The organism is Arthrobacter pascens, assembly GCF_030816475.1.
Lineage (GTDB): Bacteria > Actinomycetota > Actinomycetes > Actinomycetales > Micrococcaceae > Arthrobacter > Arthrobacter pascens_B.
On record NZ_JAUSXF010000001.1, the window covers coordinates 4,170,242 to 4,190,378 of the forward strand.

At 62.2% G+C, this 20,137-nt stretch carries 22 protein-coding genes and 1 pseudogene; 16 read left to right on the forward strand and 7 right to left on the reverse strand.

Translation table 11 applies throughout. The features are described from left to right. Nucleotides 1-36 precede the first annotated feature (36 nt). Nucleotides 37-984, forward strand: coding sequence for an alpha/beta fold hydrolase (locus tag QFZ40_RS19185; protein ID WP_306906353.1), 948 nt, complete (start codon nt 37-39; stop codon nt 982-984). 192 nt (nt 985-1,176) lie between these two features. Here QFZ40_RS19185 and QFZ40_RS19190 read toward each other — a convergent pair whose 3' ends face one another. Continuing rightward, nucleotides 1,177-1,800, reverse strand: a complete 624-nt coding sequence (locus tag QFZ40_RS19190; RefSeq protein ID WP_306906355.1) for an NADPH-dependent F420 reductase — start codon at nt 1,798-1,800, stop codon at nt 1,177-1,179. Between the two features lie 110 nt (nt 1,801-1,910). Further along, nucleotides 1,911-2,645, reverse strand: a complete 735-nt coding sequence (locus QFZ40_RS19195; protein WP_306906357.1) for an SDR family NAD(P)-dependent oxidoreductase — start codon at nt 2,643-2,645, stop codon at nt 1,911-1,913. 127 nt (nt 2,646-2,772) lie between these two features. On the opposite strand from QFZ40_RS19195, the gene QFZ40_RS19200 reads away from it, so the two are divergent. Beyond that, the gene (locus QFZ40_RS19200; protein ID WP_306906359.1) at nt 2,773-3,420 is read left to right on the forward strand and encodes a TetR/AcrR family transcriptional regulator; all 648 of its coding nucleotides are present in this window, start codon (nt 2,773-2,775) and stop codon (nt 3,418-3,420) included. A gap of 210 nt (nt 3,421-3,630) precedes the next feature. Next, nucleotides 3,631-4,095, forward strand: coding sequence for a hypothetical protein (locus QFZ40_RS19205; RefSeq protein WP_306906361.1), 465 nt, complete (start codon nt 3,631-3,633; stop codon nt 4,093-4,095). 115 nt (nt 4,096-4,210) lie between these two features. On the opposite strand, the gene QFZ40_RS19210 is transcribed toward QFZ40_RS19205, so the two are convergent. From QFZ40_RS19210 to QFZ40_RS19220, 3 genes and pseudogenes are all read right to left on the reverse strand, one after another. Further along, nucleotides 4,211-4,666: a MepB family protein gene (locus QFZ40_RS19210; RefSeq protein ID WP_306906362.1), complete on the reverse strand. Its 456-nt coding sequence runs from the start codon at nt 4,664-4,666 to the stop codon at nt 4,211-4,213. Nucleotides 4,667-4,975: 309 nt separating this feature from the next. Then, nucleotides 4,976-5,251 (reverse strand): annotated as a pseudogene (locus QFZ40_RS19215) (winged helix-turn-helix transcriptional regulator); the annotation flags it as partial. After that, complete coding sequence (locus tag QFZ40_RS19220) at nt 5,248-5,652, reverse strand: VOC family protein (protein WP_306906363.1); 405 nt, start codon at nt 5,650-5,652, stop codon at nt 5,248-5,250. The pseudogene QFZ40_RS19215 and the gene QFZ40_RS19220, both read right to left, overlap by 4 nt. A gap of 219 nt (nt 5,653-5,871) precedes the next feature. Between QFZ40_RS19220 and QFZ40_RS19225 the strand changes: the two genes are divergently transcribed. From QFZ40_RS19225 to QFZ40_RS19250, 6 genes are all read left to right on the forward strand, one after another. Beyond that, nucleotides 5,872-6,030: a GNAT family N-acetyltransferase gene (locus QFZ40_RS19225; protein ID WP_306906364.1), complete on the forward strand. Its 159-nt coding sequence runs from the start codon at nt 5,872-5,874 to the stop codon at nt 6,028-6,030. Between the two features lie 270 nt (nt 6,031-6,300). Further along, on the forward strand, nt 6,301-7,332 hold the full coding sequence (locus QFZ40_RS19230) for a LacI family DNA-binding transcriptional regulator (RefSeq protein ID WP_306907000.1): 1,032 nt from the start codon (nt 6,301-6,303) through the stop codon (nt 7,330-7,332). Between the two features lie 151 nt (nt 7,333-7,483). Beyond that, nucleotides 7,484-8,854, forward strand: coding sequence for an MFS transporter (locus QFZ40_RS19235; protein ID WP_306906366.1), 1,371 nt, complete (start codon nt 7,484-7,486; stop codon nt 8,852-8,854). Nucleotides 8,855-8,866: 12 nt separating this feature from the next. Continuing rightward, nucleotides 8,867-9,370 (forward strand): universal stress protein, encoded by a 504-nt coding sequence (locus QFZ40_RS19240; protein WP_306906367.1) that lies wholly within the window; start codon nt 8,867-8,869, stop codon nt 9,368-9,370. A gap of 522 nt (nt 9,371-9,892) precedes the next feature. Further along, entirely contained in the window at nt 9,893-11,308 is a 1,416-nt protein-coding gene (locus QFZ40_RS19245; RefSeq protein ID WP_306906368.1) for an NAD(P)H-quinone dehydrogenase, read from the forward strand. A gap of 186 nt (nt 11,309-11,494) precedes the next feature. After that, nucleotides 11,495-12,283 carry a class I SAM-dependent methyltransferase gene (locus QFZ40_RS19250; RefSeq protein ID WP_306907001.1) on the forward strand — a complete coding sequence of 263 codons (789 nt, stop codon included), beginning with the start codon at nt 11,495-11,497 and terminating at the stop codon, nt 12,281-12,283. A 348-nt stretch (nt 12,284-12,631) separates the two neighbouring features. Here QFZ40_RS19250 and QFZ40_RS19255 read toward each other — a convergent pair whose 3' ends face one another. Then, a complete protein-coding gene (locus QFZ40_RS19255) occupies nt 12,632-13,072 on the reverse strand; it encodes a winged helix-turn-helix transcriptional regulator (RefSeq protein WP_306906369.1) in 441 nt (146 codons plus the stop codon). Between the two features lie 222 nt (nt 13,073-13,294). Here QFZ40_RS19255 and QFZ40_RS19260 point away from each other — a divergent pair, with 222 nt between their 5' ends. Then, on the forward strand, nt 13,295-13,972 hold the full coding sequence (locus tag QFZ40_RS19260) for an FMN-dependent NADH-azoreductase (protein WP_306906370.1): 678 nt from the start codon (nt 13,295-13,297) through the stop codon (nt 13,970-13,972). A gap of 121 nt (nt 13,973-14,093) precedes the next feature. After that, nucleotides 14,094-14,453, forward strand: a complete 360-nt coding sequence (locus tag QFZ40_RS19265; RefSeq protein ID WP_306907002.1) for a GNAT family N-acetyltransferase — start codon at nt 14,094-14,096, stop codon at nt 14,451-14,453. Between the two features lie 29 nt (nt 14,454-14,482). On the opposite strand, the gene QFZ40_RS19270 is transcribed toward QFZ40_RS19265, so the two are convergent. Beyond that, nucleotides 14,483-14,953 (reverse strand): MarR family winged helix-turn-helix transcriptional regulator, encoded by a 471-nt coding sequence (locus QFZ40_RS19270; RefSeq protein WP_306906371.1) that lies wholly within the window; start codon nt 14,951-14,953, stop codon nt 14,483-14,485. Nucleotides 14,954-15,078: 125 nt separating this feature from the next. On the opposite strand from QFZ40_RS19270, the gene QFZ40_RS19275 reads away from it, so the two are divergent. The 5 genes from QFZ40_RS19275 (at nt 15,079) to QFZ40_RS19295 (ending at nt 20,126) form a co-directional block, all read left to right on the forward strand. After that, complete coding sequence (locus tag QFZ40_RS19275; RefSeq protein WP_306906372.1) at nt 15,079-16,032, forward strand: SDR family NAD(P)-dependent oxidoreductase; 954 nt, start codon at nt 15,079-15,081, stop codon at nt 16,030-16,032. A 1-nt stretch (nt 16,033) separates the two neighbouring features. Continuing rightward, nucleotides 16,034-16,927 (forward strand): amidohydrolase family protein, encoded by an 894-nt coding sequence (locus tag QFZ40_RS19280; protein ID WP_306906373.1) that lies wholly within the window; start codon nt 16,034-16,036, stop codon nt 16,925-16,927. 1 nt (nt 16,928) lies between these two features. Next, nucleotides 16,929-18,170 carry an acyl-CoA dehydrogenase family protein gene (locus tag QFZ40_RS19285; RefSeq protein WP_306906374.1) on the forward strand — a complete coding sequence of 414 codons (1,242 nt, stop codon included), beginning with the start codon at nt 16,929-16,931 and terminating at the stop codon, nt 18,168-18,170. Between the two features lie 97 nt (nt 18,171-18,267). Next, the gene (locus QFZ40_RS19290; protein ID WP_306906375.1) at nt 18,268-18,723 is read left to right on the forward strand and encodes a MaoC family dehydratase; all 456 of its coding nucleotides are present in this window, start codon (nt 18,268-18,270) and stop codon (nt 18,721-18,723) included. A gap of 35 nt (nt 18,724-18,758) precedes the next feature. Further along, nucleotides 18,759-20,126, forward strand: a complete 1,368-nt coding sequence (locus QFZ40_RS19295) for an MFS transporter (RefSeq protein ID WP_306906377.1) — start codon at nt 18,759-18,761, stop codon at nt 20,124-20,126. The last annotated feature ends 11 nt before the right edge of the window (nt 20,127-20,137 follow it).

Consider the following 20,137-nt stretch of genomic DNA (forward strand, 5'->3'; position numbering starts at 1 on the left):
CCCTCCTTTGGCCCTGGCTCCCAATATTGTGGAGCGGTGACGGGCGAACAATCAAAGATTGACAGCGGCTGGGTGAACGTGCCCCATGCCAGAATCTATTGGGAAGCCACCGGCGAACCTGCCGGCATTCCAGTCCTATACCTTCACGGAGGCCCTGGTGGTTCCCTTGGTCGAGGCGGCTACCGTAAGCGCCACGACCACAGCCGGTTCCGGGTTGTCGGCCTGGACCAGCGCGGTTGCGGCAAGAGCAGCCCCCACGTCCAAGACGATATTGACCACCTGTCGGAGAACACGACCCAAGCCTTGATCGAAGACATCGAGACAGTGAGAGAGCACCTAGGTATAGAGAAGTGGATCGTCACCGGCGTTTCCTGGGGCAGCACTCTTGCTCTCGCCTATGCCCTGGAACATCCCAATCGGGTCCTCGGTATCGCCTTGGTAGCGGTGACAACAAGCAGCAGAGACGAAATCCAATGGATTACTGAAGACGTCGGACGCATCTTCCCCGAAGCCTGGAGTGACTTCTTAGAGGCAGCGCATGCAGAACCTGGCGAACGCGTGGTCGAGGCTTACGCCCGTCGGCTGGCAGGGCAGGATCGCGACGACGCCCGACTGGCCGCCTTGTCCTGGGACCGTTGGGAATCCACGCACGTATCGCTGGACCCCAACTGGCTGCCTGGCCCACTGTTTGAAGACGAGCAAGAGCGCATGACGTTCGCTCTTCTAGTCACGCACTACTGGTCCAATGACGGATTCCTAGTCGACGGACAAGAGATCATCACGCGGATACATGAGCTCAACGGCATCCCCGGCCATCTCATTCATGGTCGGCGGGACATCAGCGGCCCAGCCGTCACCGCTTGGCAGTTGCACCGGCGCTGGGACTCAAGCCGACTCATCATCATCGAAGATGAAGGGCATGGAGGCCCTGGATGCATGGTGGCGCTGACGCAGGCAGTCCAAGAGATTGCTGCAATGGTTTGAGGTCACAAGTCCTTCTGATGCGCGGCTATCGTGCCACGCTCCGGTTCATTGGCTGCGCTGGTGTGAGCTGTGCGTGAAGGCTTACCAAGTAGTGCGAATGACCGTTGGGACGCTGGGAGGGATGCTGGCCTAGATCCATCAACCGGTCAGGACGCACGTCGCCCTGACCGGTGACTGCTCGGCTCTCGCGGCTCAGCCGGCGAATTCGTTGACGCCGAGGGCAAAGTCCCAGTGGCCGACCCCGTTGCCGGCGAGGCCCACCGTGACCAGGCCCATTCCTTCCAGCCAGTGGGCCATTTTCAGACCGCCGACGTCCAGCGGGCGCAGCCCTAGGCTTTCCGTGAACGCCGCCACGTGCGCCTTGGCTTGCGCATTATCGCCCGCGATAAGGACGTTGGGCCGGCCCTTCTCCAGGACATTACGGAAGATGGTGTTGAATGCCTTCACCACGCTGGCGCTGGCCGGGGCTATCTTGGCGACTTCCTGCGCGATCGAGGTCTCCCCGTTGTGGGCCAGTCCGTCGAACGTAGCGTTGAAAGGGTTGCTGATGTCGATGATGACCTTGCCTGCGAGGGCGTCACCGTACTCTGCGACGACCGGAACGACGCCGTCGTACAACAGGGCCGTGATGACCATGCTGCCGGCCGGGACTGCTCCCCACGTGCCCGCCGTCGTGCCGCCGCCCAGAGTCTTGGCCAGGTGATCGGCCTTGGACTCGTCGCGTCCCATGACTTCGACAGTATTGCCGCCTGCCACTGCCAGGGTGCCGATTGTGCGGGCCATGTTTCCGGTGCCAATGAGGGTAATGGTGCTCATGAGTTGTGCTCTTTTCTTGTTCTCGAGGTGTCGCTTTGTCTTGTTGGAGATCAGTTCGTTGTGGCGACCGGAGCTGCGAGGGTTTGCCCGTGGGATTCCTGGTGTGTGGTTCAGAGTGCGGTGGTGCCGCCGTCTGCCACCAGTTCCAGGCCGTTGACGTAGCTGGAGTCGTCGGAAGCGAGGAACAGGGCGACTGAGGCGATTTCTTCTGGGCGGCCCATCGTTCCGCGGGGAATGAGGGACTCGAATGCGGCCTTGGTTGCGTCGTCGAAAAGTTCTGCCTGTTTCGCAGTGGCGACCTGGCCGGGGGTCAGGACGTTGACCCTGATTTTGCGGTCGCGCAGTTCGTTGAGCCAGACGCGGGCCCAGGCTTGCTGGACAGCTTTGCTTCCCGCGTAGAGGCTCCAGCCGGGGAATGCGCCGAGGGAGGCGTTGGATCCGGTCATGAAGATCGAGCCGTTGTCGTTGATCAGCGGCAAGGCCTTCTGGACCGTGAACAGGGTGCCGCGCGCGTTGAGTGAGAAGGCGCGGTGGAACTGTTCCTCGGTGATCTCGCCGAGGGCGGCGGGTTCGCCCATCCCGGCGCTGGCCCACAGGACATCGATCGAACCCTTCTCCCGTTTGACGGTGTCGTACAAGCGGTCCAGATCGTCCAGGTCGGCCGCGTCACCTTGGACGGCGGTGACGTTGCGGCCGATCAGTTTGACGGCGTCATCCAGTGCTTCCTGCCGCCGGGCCTGGATGAAGACGTGCGCTCCTTCTTCGACGAACACTTTTGCGCCTGCCAGTGCCATGCCGGTGGATCCGCCGGTTATCACCGCGACCTTGCCATCAAGCTTTCCCATGAATGCTCCATTCATATGCCGTGTCGACGTTAAGTACACCGATCTGAGTGCTTAACGTATCCATGTGGTTGGGCCGGGCGCAAGTTAAGTACACCAAGCCGTACCCTTTACGGGATAAGCTGGTTGTATGACGGAGTTGAAGAAGGGACCGCGGGGTCTGCGCCGCGGTAGGGGCGCACGGGAGCGCATCATTAGCGCATCACAACAACTGTTCCGCGATCAAGGCATCAACTGCACCGGCATGGACCAGCTCTGCGCGTCGGCTGAGGTGTCCAAACGCACGCTCTACCAGCACTTCGCCGGCAAGGACGATCTGATCGCCGAATGCCTCCGCCAATTCGATCCCGACATCCTGCCCGAGGTCTTCGACCGCACCGACCTCACACCCCGCGAACGACTCCTCGCCATCTTCGACATCCACGCGCCCCTGTGCCCATTCATCGCGGCTGCCGTCGAAATCCCCGACCCTGACCACCCGGCACGCGCCTACGCCCGCAACTACAAAAGAGATTTTGCCGCCCGGCTCACCGACACCGCCCGCGAGGCCGGCGCCACCAACCCCGAACAGCTCGGCGAGCAACTGGCGCTGCTCCTGGACGGCGCCTCGGCCCGGAGCCGGGTCCTCAACACCGACACCTTCGCCACCGCTGCCGCCATCGCAGTCATCCTCATAGACAACGCCACCCCCAGGACAATGGCACCGGCCGGCGCAAGCGCTGTCGAACACCCTCCTGGCCAGGGCCACGTCCTTGAACACATCACGGGGCAGATGTGATCCGAGAGCTACATCGGGCAGAATAACGCGTGAAAATCGCAGCGCCGGCTCGCACGGCGGCCTTCCCTCAGGGGTTGAGCGACAAGGGGTACGAGACGGCGGTCAGCCAGTCGAACCAAGGCGGCGGCGAATGGGAGAGCCCAACCAAGGACGCTGCCGCATTTCAGGAACCAGCTCAGCGCCGCCGGCAGACGGTGAGATCATGAGGCCATGACAAGCTTTCAACGGTTCCATGCGAAGTATGTAGGGCGCACCGGGGCGCCCGTCGGAGTCTTCGTGGCCGTGGACCACCTGCGCCGGGCAGGGCGGCTCAGTGAGAAAGAAATCATCTGCTACGCCCTTGCAGATGCGTGGTTCCAGCAGAACCTACCCAACCCGCCGTTCTACGTGGACGAGAATTCCATCGGCGCGGTCACCTGGTTCCGGGAGTCCTCTGACGATATGACGGCCCGCCTTCAGCCGCTCCTGGCGATTCTGGATGCGAAGAGCGTCGTATGGGAGCAATCGTTTTCAACTGATCCCGGCCAGATCGTCTACCAAGACCCGTGGCAGGTCGGCGTCATCCCGTCATCACGGATGGCGATGACGCCTGTGCCCTACCCCGGGAAACTGGGACCAAGCGACTGGTTCGAAGTGCGCGACCGCTATCTTCAGTTCCACGGACCCGGATCGTAAGGAAGATGTGGGCCTGTAGAGGGTTCGGCCAACGGGCACGACGAGGTGCCGTGATCGATCGGCCTATGGACGGTGTTGAAGTACGCGATCCTTTCCTTTTATGGTCCGCGATGCGCTACTCGGATTTAAGCTCGGTGAATGCATCCGCCTGCGCGCGCTGGGTGCGTAATGCTTGAGCATTCAGGTTGGTGGACCAGGCGGGATAAAGGCGGAAACCGCGCTTGCCGGGATGCAGTTCGGAGCTGACGTATCCGAGCGAGATCAGGTGCGCCGGGCTGAATTGGAAGACGCCGAACCGTTCGTGCTCCTCTACGAAGACGAGCAGTCCAGACATCGACTCGTCAGCCGTGAAGGGCCTGGTCGATCCGCCCTCGTCGCGCTTCCAAACCGCGACAAAGGCGCCCTGCTTCGTCGGTGTGATCCGGGCGGTGCGGATTCGCCACTGCTCATTGCCGATTAGTGCGACTCCAGATTCGTAGTCGCTGTTTTGCTCTTCAATCTGGATGACAGGCTGTGCATCGGCAGGAGCAGGCGCAAGGCCGATGAAGCGCTTGAGTGCGTGGAAGTTCACTCGGAAACTGTATGCGCTCAAGAATCCGGCTAATACCAGTCCGGTAAAGGATGGGCTATCGGGACTTGTCGCTCGGCCACAAAGCGCTGCGGAAAACGAGGCCATCACCGCTGCAACTCACCAGGAGTGGGTGCGCGGCGCCCAGCCCGTTCGGGTGTCTTAGAAGCTTTAGTTTTCTGGGGCGCCCCTAGGCCGTTTTGATCGAGTCCGGTTTGATCCTTATCAGGGTGGCGGAGAGGCTGGCGGCGGCGCGGTAGCTGCCGGGGAGCTTGTCGCAGCGCATCGCGATTCCGCGGCACACCTAGGCCATTCCTCGTCGCCCCAACGTGCTAGCGCGACGATCGCCTCGCGCAAGGCGAGCCCGCGATCGGTCAGCGCGTAGGCCCGGGTGTTGTGCCGGAGGGGCAGGCGGGACAGTACGCCGGCGGCCTCGAGTTCGCGCAGGCGGGTCGCAAGCATGTTGGTCGGCACTCCGAGGTCGCGCTGCAGATCGCCGTAGCGCTGTGGCCCGTCGAGCAGCCGCTCCACGACGAGCAGGGCCCACCGCGCTCCGACGATGTCGAGGGCCGCGGCGAGGTTGCTCACGCGGTTGGATCGGCGTCCGGCTTCATCCAAAACGGCGAGTAGTGGTAGCCGTCGGGGTCGTCGAATTGGCGCTGGTACATGAATGGGTAGTCGTCGGTGTCACCGATCCGCCCGCCGGCGGCACCGGCGCGTTCGATGAGCTCGTCGACCGCCTCGCGGCTGCCGAGGTCGAATGAGACCGTGACCTTCGAGGGGGTGTCGGGTCCGCCGACCAGCTCCTCGGCGCCGCCGACGCTCGCGTACATCTCGCGGCTGCCGAGCATGACGTACTGCTCGGGCGCGATCGCGAAGCATGACACGTTGTGATCGGACATCTTGGCGTTGAGGGTCCACCCGAGGGCGGTATAGAAGGCGGTGGCGCGCTCAACGTTCTCAACCGGGCAGGTGATGAAAAGGCTCATGCGGCCTATACTTGCAAAATGCAAGTGTCACGTCAAGCCTCGGCCGCAATCCTACGAGAGTCACGTCAGCGCCAGTAAGCCGGTCGACCGGGAGCCGGAACACTCAAGGCCGAAACCCTCGAAGGCGAGGACTAGAGCGATGCCCCCTGCCTTCTTGGTTATCCATCACTCTCTTGGGCTGTGATCGTGGGCAATTGCTCGCGCGGGTAACGTGGCCACATGCCCAGCCTCAAACAGACTGCCGGATCCGTCGTCGGCTATCTTTTGGCCCATTGCCGCGCCACATTTCTTGCCAATGGCCCGGTTGCCTGGGTCGAAGAAATCATGGTTGCTGAGCGAGCACGCCGCAATGGCGTGGGACAGGCCTTAATGACTTGAGTCATGGGCGGAGTCGCAAGGCGATGCTTATGTGTCATTGGCAAGCCGTCGTGCCGGTGACTTCTATCTTGCACTTGCCTATGAGGACGCAGCGATCTTCTTTAAGAAGGCGCTCCGGCATGAATAGAGAGACTAGGGCAAACAGCGGCCCTGTTTCAGGGAAGAACACTGCACGGCGATATGCTGGCTGGAGATGATTAAATTCGCTCGGCGGCAGGATGGCGGTAGCCCTGGCCCGACGCGGATCTTGAGGAGAGACACTTGGGTACCATGGCGGAAGTTGCCCGTGCTGCTGGTGTTTCCAGGAGCACGGTGTCTTACGTTTTAAGCGGCACACGCCCAATTTCGGATGAGACTCGTCAAAAGGTCCTGCGGGCAATGACGGATCTTGATTACACTCCAAATGCCCTGGCGCAGGGGTTGGCCGGCAAACGCACGGGAATCATTGCCTTGATCTTTCCGATCGGTGAGGTTGGTTTCAACCTCACCGATTTCGAGTACATCCAAGCCGCTTCCGAGCAGGCACGCAGCGAAGGCTATCACCTACTGTTGTGGCCCTACAGCGTGAATGACGTCGAGGAGCTGCGGAAGGTCGTCAGCCAGGGAATCGTGGAGGGCGTGGTGCTGATGGAGGTGCGAACCGTGGACGAGCGGGTGTCGTTCCTTCTGGACGCACATCTTCCCTTCACCACGATAGGCCGTACCGGAGGCCTCCAGTCACATCCTTTCGTTGATTCGGACTTTGAAGCCACCGGCAACATGGCTCTTGAGTATGTCCTTGGACTTGGACACACGGACGTGGCGTATCTGACGAGATCACAGGAAGAACTGGATGCCGGTCACGGACCTGTCGTGAGAATGCAGGATGCTGTGCTGGCAGCCGCCGAGGCAAGGGGAGTCCGGATGCCCGTGTTCACCGTGTCCCCGACATTCAATGACGGCTGGAAGGCCTTTGAGAAGATCCGGGAAAGGTCACCCCGGGTAACCGCTTTTCTGACATTCAATGAGCCTGCCGTACCGGGTTTCGTCGCTGCAGCTGCTGAGCACGGGGTCCATATCCCGCGGGACATGTCGTTGGTAGGCCTGAACAGCAGCGATGACGGATCGCGGACGAGCCATCCCAATTTGACCAGTTTTTCCCCAAACCACAGCGAGCTGGCCAAGCTGGCGGTCAGTTACTTGATCCGGCGCCTTCAAGGTGAGGATCCGGCAGCCTTCCAGAAGCTCTTAGAGCCTGAATTGACTGAACGGGGCAGCGCCGGCAGCGCACCCGCCTCACCCGGTTCGTCCCGCAACACCTGATCCCTTCACAATTCGTGTGATCCTTGACACTCCCTAGGATGATCCATAGTCTTTGTTGACGCGCGTCGACGAAGCGCGTCGACGCTCGGGCACCGTTGCCCGTTTGGGTCCGGCGAATGGTCTCCGGCCCCTTGATGAGAAGGAAATGCCTATGAGTTCGGCGAAGCAGTCCAGCATGCACCAAACGGCGATCCGGCAGAAGCCGCTGATGAACATGAAACAGATCCTCCTGATGAACGCCGGGTTCTTCGGGATCCAGTACAGCTTTGGAATGCAGCAGACAGCGATTAACCCGGTCTACGAGTTCCTTGGCGCCAGCCCCGCCGATCTGCCCATCCTCAACCTCGCCGGGCCGATCACCGGCCTCTTGATCCAGCCCCTCATCGGTGCTCTCTCCGACCGAACCTGGAGCCCGCGATGGGGCCGCCGCAAGCCTTTCTTCCTGATCGGGGCCATCGGCTGCGCTCTCTGCCTGTTTCTGTTCCCGTTCGTGACCGCGGTATGGATGGCGGTGATGTTGCTCTGGCTGCTGGATGCCAGCAATAACACTGCGATGGAGCCTTATCGGGCCTTCATCGCCGACAAGCTTCCCCCCTCCCAGCTCGGTAAGGGCTTCCTGGCTCAGGCGTTCTTCACCGGCCTCGGCATCACCCTGGCCAACATCTCCCTGTTCGTCTTCCAGCAATTCATCGAAGGGGCCACCGAAGCCGGTATCCCGTATTGGGTGGTGGGCTCATTCATGCTTGGCGCCGTCTGCTCAATCGGCACCGTGCTCGTCTCGGTGCTGACGACGAAGGAGATCCCGCCAACCGAGGAGGAGCTCGCGGCACTGCGTGCCAAGAAGGGTGGCCTCCTTCCAGCGGTGAAGGAGATCGGCGAGGCGATCCGCGAGATGCCGACCCAGCTGCGCAAGCTGGCAGTCGTGTACCTGTTCCAGTGGTACGGAATGGTCTGTTACTGGCAGTTCGTGGCTCTGTCCGTCGCCAAGTCAGTGTTCCCGGATGACCTGCAAGGCAAGGAGGACGCTGTCGCGTGGACCGGTCTGGTCAACGGCTGGTACAACATCATCACCTTTAGCGTCGCCTTCGCGCTGGTCGCTTTTGCGCGGCGTCGCGGCGCCAAGGTTGTCCACTGTGTGTGCCTGTTGCTGGCTGCCGCCGGGCTGATGATTTTCCCGTTCGTTGACAACAAGTTCTTGCTTTTCCTTCCGATCATCGGCCTCGGGATCGCCTGGGCCTCCATCATGGGAGTGCCCTACATCATGGCCGTCCGAATGATCCCCTCAAGCCGGTATGGCGTCTACATGGGCATCATCAACATGATGATCGTGGTTCCGATGCTGATCCAGTCGGTGACCTTCGGCTGGATCTACGACCATCTGTTGGGAGCTAACCCTAACAACGCGATCGTGTTCGCTGGTGCGCTCCTCGGTCTGGCAGCGCTCACCATGCTGTGGATCAAGGAACCGCGGATCATTAGCGACGTCGACGACGTCACCCACATGCCGATTTCCGCGCACTGAGAGGGACCTGACATGACCACTATGAAGGACTACCGTACGATCGTCGTCGGGACGGACGGATCCGGGCTCGCCGGACCTGTCGTCGCACGAGCCGCCTGGCTCGCAGTGCGGGACGACGCCGATCTAGTTATCGTCTGCGCATACGCCCGTGCTTCCCGTCGCGCAGAAGCCATGAACGTCCACACTATCGGCGGTGACCCACGCAGCGGGCAGGTCCTCGGACGTGAGGCAGCCTCGCTTGCCGTCGAGACCGCCATGGCCACAGCCAGAGACGAGGGGGCGACGGTTTCCGCCACTCTCCTCATCGACGGTGAACCAGCCACTGCACTCATGGCCACCGCTCAAGAGCGGTCCGCGGACCTCATCGTCCTCGGGGCCATCCATGACCGCTCGCTCGCAGACCGGCTGCTCGGGACGGTGGCCACTGAGGTAACGAAGAGGGCAAACTGCGACGTGCTCATCGTCCGTCCGGCTGATGACGAAGGCGACCTGGAGGTCCCCGAGGACACGCCCTAGCGCTGGCGACGAGAAAGCCGAGGTCGCGGCCGCCCAGAGAGGCGGTCGCGGCCTCAAACGGCTTCGCCCTCCTTAACTCGACGTCGGGGAGGAGGCGGACCGGTCTTCTGTCACCGCCCCTCGGAGCTCCCCGGCAACCAATGGAGCGGGAAATAGGGAGCGGTCCCTTTTCTGTTCCGCGGCAAATGCCGCCTTTACCCGAAAACCAAGAGAGAAGTATGGAAACGCTCACAGAGCACAACCTGTCGATAACTGTCGTTGTCACCGATCGAGAAAGGCTGGACAACCAATTAGACGCTGCCGTGCGTGCCATCCGTGAAAGATCAACGGGGGAACGGCGACGGGGAATTCTTGTTACCAGATATGCCGCCAATGAATTTAAGGTGGCGCTTAGCGATAGTGTGCCTTTCGGTATGACCCACGAGAATCACTCCTGGTAATTTCAGAATCTTAAATCCGTAACCCACTAATACGCGCCCGCGTGCGAGTTCGCTCCGCGTGCATGAGAATAGAAGCCTCTATATGACTACCCAGCCGGTCCTCAGTTCACCCCGCATAGCGATTCTCGGTGGAGGGCCAGGCGGTTATGAAGCCGCCATGGTCGCGGCGTCCCTCGGTGCGGCGGTGACCGTGATCGAACGTGCAGGCCTGGGCGGATCGGCAGTGCTCACGGACGTCGTCCCCTCGAAAACGCTGATTGCCACGGCAGACCTGATGACGCGCGTCGGTGAGGCCGGAGGGTTGGGAGTCAAGTTCGATCTCAACGGCGCCGACTGCACGCCGAGCATGCACGCGGACCTCAAGCACATCAACGCCCGCGTCCTGGCCCTCGCCCGTCAGCAGTCCACTGACATTCAAAAGGGCCTCGAAAATCTGGGTGTCCGCGTTCTCAAGGGCTCCGGCAGGCTGTTGGACAACCACACCATCGAGGTCATCGGAGCCGCCGGCACCGAGATCATGGAGGCAGACGCGATCATCCTGGCAGTCGGCGCCCACCCTCGTGAGCTGCCCACCGCGCTTCCTGACGGCGAGCGGATTTTGAACTGGGCCCAGCTATACAACCTCGAGGAGCTGCCTGAGGAACTCATTGTGGTCGGCTCCGGCGTAACAGGTGCCGAGTTCGCCTCCGCCTACAACGGGCTGGGCTCCAAAGTGACCCTCATATCCAGCGGAGACCGTGTCCTGCCCAGGTCGGACACGGACGCCGCAGAGGTGCTGGAGGGTGTCTTCGAACGCCGTGGTGTCAAGGTCCTTGCCCGCTCCCGCGCAGAAGCCGTGGAGCGAACCGGCGACGGTGTCGCCGTGGTGCTGGCCAACGGCGTCAAAGTAACCGGCAGCCACTGTCTCGTGTGCGTCGGATCCATCCCGAACACCGATGACATCGGGCTCGAGGCAGCCGGCGTTGAACTCACGGACAGCGGCCACATCAAGGTGGACGGCGTCTCCCGGACGACCGCATCGAACATCTACGCAGCAGGCGACTGCACAGGAGTTTTCGCCCTCGCCTCGGTGGCCGCCATGCAGGGCCGCATAGCGATCGCCCATCTCATGGGCGATGGCGTCGCCCCGCTGAAACTGATTCAGGTGGCCTCAAATATCTTCACCTCTCCAGAGATCGCCGCAGTGGGTGTATCTGAGGAAGACGTGATATCAGACAAATTCCAAGGCGATGTTGTCAAGCTTCCCCTGAGCAGCAACGCCCGCGCCAAAATGCGCAACCACAAGGACGGCTTCGTCAAGATCATCGCCCGCAAGGGATCAGGCACCGTGATCGGCGGAGTCGTGGTGGGACCGAACGCCTCCGAACTGATCTTTCCGATCGCCATCGCCGTCGCGCAGAAACTGCATGTCGACGACGTCGCCAGCGCCTTCACCGTGTATCCCTCGCTGACTGGGTCAATCTCGGAGGCAGCGCGGCGCCTGCACGTACACATGTGACCCCGTCCCGTTCTATCCGCTGCAGATCCAGGTCCGGTAGTGGGTTTCGACCGGCCGCGTCGGGCGCTGACAGGGGAATCATGAATGGTGAAAAAAATAAGTGCACATGTCTAGGGGAATCTGTCTCGTCATTGAAAATGATGAGGACATCGGCGGTCTCATCACCCTGATCCTGACCCAGGAAGGATTCGAGGTGCGCGCTGTCCGGACACGTTTGAAACGGTCCTCCGGTCCCACCGCTGGCGAACACTCGAGAACTCGGCGGCCTACCTCCTGCCCCATCTGTCCCCCGACTTCCACGTCCTCGACATCGGATGCGGCCCCGGCACCATTACCGCGGAGCTCGCGTCATGCGTGGCTCACGTGACCGCGGTGGAACACACCTCCGCCGCGCTCGACCTAGCTCGTGCGGAGATGGACGGGCGCACGAACGTCTCGTATGTCGTAACCGATGCACACGCTCTCGACCTGCCCGACGACAGCTTCGACGTCGTGCACGCCCACCAGGTCTTGCAGCACGTCGGAGACCCAGTGCAGGCGCTCCGTGAGATGAAGCGCGTTTGTAAACCCGGAGGACTGGTGGCCGTGCGCGACAGCGACTACCTCGGCTTCACGTGGTTCCCTGAGATGCCGGCCTTCGACGAGTGGATGCGGCTTTACCAAGAGGCCGCGCTGGCCAACGGAGGCGAGCCCCAGGCGGGACGTCGGCTGCTGTCGTGGGCCCGGACGGCCGGGTTCACCGACATCACACCGTCCTCGAGCACTTGGTGCTTCGCGAACCCGGAGGACCGGCAGTACTGGGGCGGGATGTGGGCCGACCGTATCCTGCAGTCAGCGCTCACGACGCAACTTTTGGACTCCGAGATGGCCACTCCGCTTGAGCTGCAGGCGATCTCGGAGGGATTCCGTTCCTGGATCAGCGATGAGGAAGGCTGGTTCAGCCTCCTCAGCGGAGAAATCCTCGCCAGGGCTTAGGGTGTGTTGCTAAACCTTTTGAAGGTGGATTTCCGCCAGGCTTGATTGCCGCGCCACTGGGTCCTCTTGGAACAGCGATCGACTCCTGGGGAGCAGCAGCCGGCTTCGCGTGTGTGGTGTTTGTCGGCCTCTTCATAGCCACAAACAACTGCCCTCGGCCAAAAGTCCCTGAAATAGTCCCCGGTGCCTTCCAGCATCCCGCAGGAACAGTACTCACCCGGCTATCCCGCCGCGAGCAGGACCATCCAGTTTGGGGAACCTCCTACGGGAACACCCTCGCAGTCACTGCAGTTCGCTAGTTTTCACGAATGCCGAACAGCGGTCCTTGTTTGCCTGCGATCCTCTTAGCTATTCATTCCCAGATGTGTCTGATGGGCTGTTGAAGTTGAAGGCGAGTTTGTGCCTATCGTGCTCCATGCGGGAGGTTGCCACGTCAGCCATGTTCTCCTCGGCCCATTCCTTCATTTCAATGACAATACGGAGAAGTGAGTGACCGCGAGGAGTGAGCTCATAATCTGTCCGCATGGGTACTGACAACGTGACATGGCGTGAAACCAATCCGTCACGTTCCAGCGAACGCAGCGTGGAGGTGAGCATCTTCTGGCTGGCACCGGCAATCCTCTTCTGGAGGTCACTGTGGCGTTGCTTCCCATCAACCAGGGCGAGCATTATCAGTGTTACCCACTTGCTGCTGATGGCCTCAAGCAGTTGACGTGCCGGGCATAGTTCCAATGATGCGTTGTAGTGCTTCTGTGCAGCCTGACGTTTCTGTTCAGCCGTAAGAGTCATTTCCCCAATTGTCTTCTCTTTCGATTACCTCGTTGAGGCCAGCATAAGTGGGCGCCTGACACTGAAGGAAAACGTGCCGGAACCCCAAAAGGACTTTCCATGGAAGGCACGTCGGCGTGCCCTAGGCACAAAAAAGTGCGTTCTTACGCAGCATCGAGGTCTTGGTCAGGATTGGTAACGAGGGACAAAGTGCCTCGTTCGTAACGCTTTGAAAGGAAGCCAATGCCTACCATCCTTCACATTAATGCCTCTCCCCGATACGCCAACAGTGAGTCCCTTCAATTGGCCCGGCATTTTATCGACTCCGTCCAAGCCGCCGGGTCGGAGAGCTTTGAGCTGGAGACCCTGGACCTGTTCAACGAGGGAGCACTGCCCGTTTTCGGCCGTATCGCAGCGGATGCCAAGATGGCTGTTTTTTCCGGCCAAGACCAAACACCGGAGCAGATCATGGCATGGGAATCAGCCCGTGCCGTGTTCGATCAGTTCACTGCTGCCGATGCATACGTCTTCAACATCCCCATGTGGAATTCCGGTGTTCCCTATGTCCTGAAGCAATGGATCGACATCATCACCCAGCCCGGATGGAGCTTCGGCTTCGATCCCGAAAACGGCTACCGTGGCCTGATGGAGGGAAAGCAGGCCATGGCTATCCATACCAGCGGTGTTTACGCCCCCGGTGTACCGGTCGCCTTTGGTTCTGATTTCAGCAGCACCTTCTTCGCTGACTGGCTGAACTTCGTAGGCATTTCAGATTCCACTCATGTCCGTTTTGCCCCGACAGTCCTCAACGGCGACGTGGACGGCACGCGAAAGGTTGCGGAGCTCGAGCTCTCCGAAGCAGCGGTCGGGTTTGCGAGCAAGCTCAGGACCGTTGGTGTTCTCCAGCTTGTCAATGACTAAGCCGGACGCAGTGCGTATCGGCATTTCGGGCAGCTATGCCACCGCCTCGTTGCTGCTCTCGGCATTCGGGACGCCGCGCTCGTAGAGAGCGTGCGTTGCTACAAGCAGCGAGCATCGTCGGATAGCAGAAGCTGTCGGCTGGTCAGGATCATTCGACTGGGACACCCTTCCCCTGTCCTTGGAGGCATCCGTGTCTGGCGTCGTTGCAGTAGCTGGTGAGCGCGTCGTAGGAATGGGTCGCCTTGTCGGTGACGGGGTGAAGTACTTCTATGTTCAGGACGTAGCCGTAATTCCTGAGTACCAGGGCCAAGGAGTGGGTAAAGCGATCATCGACCAGCTTCTGTTGCATGTCGCACAAACGGCGCCGTCGACCGCGTTCGTCGGGCTCTTCAGTACCGAAAACGCGACGAAAGCCTATGCCAGCCGCGGATTTACTGCAGGAGATATGGCCGGCATGTTCCGGCTGGTGCAGCCGGTCTAGTTTCGCAGCTCTACCAGCACCAGCGGTCTCTAAGGCCAGAGGGCCTTCCTGAGCAGCGCCTTGAGCTGGGCGATTTCATCCTCCGCGAGGCCTGCGAGCGCCTCCGCCTCAGCCCGCTGTGCAGCCTCTCCGGCCACCACGAGGAGCCTCGAGCCTTTGGCCGTTGCGGTCACCGTCTTTGCCCTCCTGTCCTGCTTCCCCGGAGCCCTGGCCACCAGCCCCCGCTTCTCCAGCTCATCGACCAGGGAAACAATCTGGCTCGGATCCAGGCTCAGGAAATCCGCGAGTTCGCGCTGCGTCGGCTCAAGCCCGCTGTTGGCCAGAATCAGCACCGAGTAGGAGCGCTCCTTGAGATCGAACTCCGACAGCGCCCGGTTGTTCAGGACCGAACCGGTGGCGCGCAGTTTAGCCAGCAGGAATCCCACATCATCGGTGATCGGCGCGGCGATCAGCTTGTCCTCCGCCGCACCCTGCTCCGCGCCCTGCGTCTCGATCGTCATGCCAGACTCCAATAATGGTCAAAATAAACCGTTGACTTTTTCAACTATCCGTATTTTCATGGATACAGAACAGCATCCCATGCCGGAAGGCAGGATGCACACGGACAGCTAGCAAGGGAGCAGCGATGAGCCTGTCAGGCAAAGTAGCAATCGTCACCGGAAGCGGACGGGGGCTTGGACTTGCATACGCGAGGGAACTTGCCCGCCACGGCGCCGCCGTCGTGATCAATGACGTTGATGCCAACGTTGCCTCCGAAGCAGTCAAGACCATCGAGTCCGACGGCGGGCGTGCTGTCGCCGTCGTCGCCCCGGTGGGCAGCACCGGGGTGGCCAGGCAGCTGGTGGCGACGGCCGTTGATGCCTTCGGCCGGCTGGACATCCTGGTCACCAACGCGGGAATCCTGCGGGACAAGAGCCTGCTGAAGATGACCGACGAGGACTTCGACCTGGTCATCAACGTCCACCTGCGCGGCACCTTCACCTGCGTCCGGGAAGCTTTTGCCTACTTCAAGGAGAATGGCATCGCCGGCCGCATCATCACCATCGGCTCCCCCACCGGCCAGCGCGGCAACTTCGGCCAGACCAACTACGCCGCGGCCAAGGCCGGGATCGTCGGCATGGTGCGCACCTGGGCGCTGGAAATGAAGAAAGCGGCCGTCACTGTCAACGCCGTCATCCCGGTGGCCGCGACTGCCATGACCAAGACCCTCCCGTATTTCCAGAAAGCGGTGGAAGCAGACGAGCGCGGGGAGGCCATGCCTTCCTTCTTCCGCCACGAACTCGGTTTCGGAACGGCCGACGACGTCTCCGGACTGGTTGCCTTCCTCGCCTCCGACGACGCCGCGAACATTACCGGCCAGGCCATCGGCGCCGGTGGTGACCGGCTGCAGGTCTGGACCCACCCGGAAGCTGCGACTACGGAATACCGCGAGGGCGGCTGGAGCTACCAGGCCCTCTCCGAAAACGCAGCGTCCCTCTTCAGCGCGGGCACCTTGCAGGGCTACGGCGAGGAATTCCTGCCGCTGCCCGAGGACCTCCAGCCCGAGCCGGCCCAGCCTGCTGCAACACCGGCCCGCTGAGATGGCCGCCACCCGGTACGAACTGGGCATCGACGCCGCGAAACTCGATGCCATCGATATGCACGTCCACCTCGAAGTGGACGGCCACGGCCACGAATCCCTCCCGCATGCCCTGACCGAGGCCTCGGCCAAGTACTTCAAGGCCGAGGACCGCACGCCGTCCCTGGACCGGATCGCCGAGGTGTACCGCGGACTGAACATGGCCGCCGTCGTCTTCACCGTGGACGCCCGCACCCAGCTCAAGCACGAACCGAACAGCATCCCGGAGCTGATCGCCGGGGCCGCCCGGAACAACGACGTCCTGATCCCGTTCGGCAGCGTCGATCCGCGCACCGGCGCCGAGGCCATCCAGGGCGCCAAGCACCAGGCCATCGACCTGGGTGCCCGCGGCTTCAAATTCCATCCGTCCCTGCAGGGCTTCGACCCCTCCAGCGAACAGTTCTACCCACTCTGGGAAACGCTGCAGGAACTGGGACTGCCCGCGATCTTCCACACCGGCCAGAACGGCATGGGCGCCGGCCTGCCGGGCGGCTACGGGATCAAACTGGCCTACTCGAACCCGCTGCTCCTGGACGCCGTCGCCGCTGACTTCCCTGAGTTGCAGATCATCATGGCCCATCCCTCGGTGCCGTGGCAGGACGAGGCCAACTCCATCGCATCGCACAAGGCGAACGTATTCATCGATCTCTCCGGCTGGTCCCCCAAGTACTTCCCGGAATCCCTCGTGAAGGCCGCCAACTCCTATCTTCAGGACAAGGTCCTGTTCGGCACCGACTTCCCCCTCATCACCCCGCAGAAATGGCTTGGCGCCTTCGCGGACCTTCCGCTCAAGGACGAAGTCCGCCCGAAGATCCTCAAGGGCAATGCCGTGCGGCTGCTCGGCCTGGGTAGCTAAGATGGGCTCCGCGACGGCTGAGCAGACGCCTCTTCCCGAAAAGACCCGGCTCTACGGTGTCTGCGACTATTACGACGCCGAGTCCCTCCTCACCGGTGATGAGCGCCGGGTGCTGGGGCGGCTGCGGAGCTTCCTGGACCGGGAGGCGCGGCCGGTGCTGGCCGATTATTGGGAGCGGGGCGAGTTTCCCACGCACCTGGAGCAGCCGCTGATCGACCTGGACCTGATGGAACCCGCAGAAGGTGGCGCCCTGCGCCCGCGTTCCACGCCCGCCAGGGGGATCTATCAGGGCTTCCGGATCTTCGAACTCGCCCGCACCGACGCCTCCCTTGCCACCTGGTACACCGCTCAGGCCGGACTGTTCCGCACAGCCATCCGGGTGGGTGCTTCCGCCGAGCAGCAGGAAAAGTGGATGCCCCAGGTTATCGACTTCTCGCTGAAGGGCGTGTTCTCCCTGACCGAGCCTGAATCCGGCTCCGACATTGCCGGCGGGCTTTCCACCACCGCCCGCAGGGAAAAAACGCGGGACGGTGATATCTGGGTGCTCGACGGCGCCAAGCGCTGGATCGGCGGGGCCGCGACGGCGGATGTGCTGGCAGTGTTCGCGCGTGACGTGGCAGACGGCCAGGTGAAGGGCTTCCTCGTTGACCGCGAGGCGGACGGTGTGGCGCTGGAGAAAATCCGCGGCAAAACGTCGCTCCGGATGATGCAGAACGCCCACATCACGCTCAGCAGCGTCCGGGTGCCGGAGTCCATGCGGCTGCACAACGTGAACTCCTTCAGGGACGTCGCGGCGATGCTCAGGGCCATGCGCTCTGACGTCGCGTGGATCGCCACCGGCATCCAGGCCGGAGCCTTCGAGGCCGCCCTGAGCTACGTCACCGGGCGGCACCAGTTCGGCCGTCCGCTGGGCTCCTTCCAGCTGATCCAGGAAAAGCTCGCCAGAATGCTCGGCAACGTCACCGCATCGCTGTCCCTGGTGGTCCGGCTGACGGAACAGCAGGCCAAGGGCATCTACCGGGACCAGGATTCGGCCCTTGCCAAGATGCAGACCTGCCTGCTCATGCGCGAAACAGTGGCCCTGGCCCGCGAGCTGGTCGGCGGCAACGGCATCACCCTCGAGACGGACGTCGCCAGGTTCCACGCCGACGCCGAGGCCGTCTACTCCTATGAAGGCACCCACGACATCAACGCCCTCATCATCGGCCGTGCCTTGACCGGCGTCAGCGCGTTCGCCCCCTGAACGCGGCCGACTGAACCCCCACCTACCCGAGAGTTACACCATTGTCCGGCACCGCCGTCGGACGTTCCCTACCCACCCATCTCCACAGGAGGCACACATGCCCAACCTCGTCGTCGACTTCGACAAACTGCTCACCCTCGCCGGCACGGACCTCGGTGTCACCGAATACCGTGAAATCAGCCAGGAACAGATCAACAAATTCGCTGACGCCACGGGCGATGACCAATGGATCCACGTCGATCCCGAACGCGCCAAGGACGGCCCGTTCGGGGCGCCGATCGCCCATGGCTTCCTCACCCTCTCGCTCATCATCCCGTTCTGGGGCGAGCTGTTCGACGTCGAAGGAGTCACCACCAAGGTCAACTACGGCCTGGACAAAGTCCGCTTCACTTCCCCGGTCAAGGTGGATTCGCGGATCCGCATGCATGCCACCATCGCCGAAGTCATCGAGGTCAAGGGCGGGGCCCAGATCAAGGTCGCGAACACCATCGAGATCGAAGGCCAGGAACGCCCCGCCGTCGTGGCGGAATTCCTCGCCCGCTTCTACAAATAAACCCTCACCTCACTCCCCTGTTCAAAGGAACAACCATGTCAGGACTCACTCAGCTTCACGCCATGGGCACTGCCGAGCGGCGCAAGGAAGCGCGCACGGTCATCGCCTCCAGCTACCTGGGCAGCACCATCGAGTACTACGACTTCCTGCTCTACGCCACCGCCGCTGCTGTGGTCTTCCCTAAGGTCTTCTTCAGCGGCATGGACGACTGGGTGGGTGTGGTGGCCGCGTATGGCACCTTCGCCGCCGGCTATGTGGCCCGGCCGCTCGGCGGGATCATCTTCGGCCACTTCGGCGACAAGGTGGGCCGCAAGAGCATGCTCATCATCTCCATGCTGGTCATGGGCATCGCCTCCACCCTGATCGGCGTGGTCCCGGACGCCTCGGTGGCAGGCCCGTGGGGCGCCGTGCTCCTGGTGATCCTCCGGGTTTTCCAGGGCATTGCCGTGGGCGGCGAGTGGGGCGGCGCCGCGCTGATGGCGCTGGAGCACTCGGAGTCCGGCAAGCGCGGCTTTGCTGCCTCCTTCGTGAACGCCGGCGCACCCACCGGCGCCGTCCTGGGCACGCTCATCATGGGCGCGTTCTCGGCCCTGCCGAACGGCCAGTTCCTGACCTGGGGCTGGCGGGTCCCGTTCCTGCTCTCCTTCGTCCTGCTTGCCGTGGGCATGTTCGTGCGGCTGAAGGTCTCCGAAAGCCCCATCTTCCAGGCCGCCCTCGAGCAGGAGAAAGCCGAGCGGGCAACGGCGGACCGGGAGGCCCGCGAGCAGGGACAGACCGGCCGGCGCGACATTCCGTTGCTGCAGGTGCTGCGGCGGCCCAGGACACTGGTCTTCACCATGCTCGCCGGCGCCGCTGGTTTCGCACTGCAGGTGGTGATGGCAACGTTCTCTGTAACCTACGCCGTCTCCAGGGGCGCCGACCGCCAGGGCGTGTTGTACGCCTTTGCCGCTGCATCCCTCGTGTCCGTCGTGTTCGTCATCCTGGGCGGCCGCCTCTCGGACAAGCTGGGCCGGCGTCCCGTCATGATCGGCGGCCTGGTGCTGTTCATCATCTATCTCGTGCCCATGTTCGCGCTGCTCTCTTCGAACAACATCATGCTGGTCTTCGTGGCCTTCGCGGTCGGCCTGATGATCCACTCCACCCTCTTCGGGCCGCTGGCCGCCTTCGTATCGGAACAGTTCGGCACCACATCCCGCTACACCGGCGCTTCCCTGGGTTACCAGCTGGCAACCCTCCTCGGCGCGGGCTTCACCCCGGGCATCGTCGCCCAGATCTATAAGGACTCCGGCCAGGACACGGCGTCAGTGGTGACCTACCTGGCGGTCATGTCCGTGGTGTCCATCGTCTTCATCGTCCTGACCCGCGAGCCGAAGAACAACGATCTCCTGACAATGAAGTCCTGACTGTTCGTGCC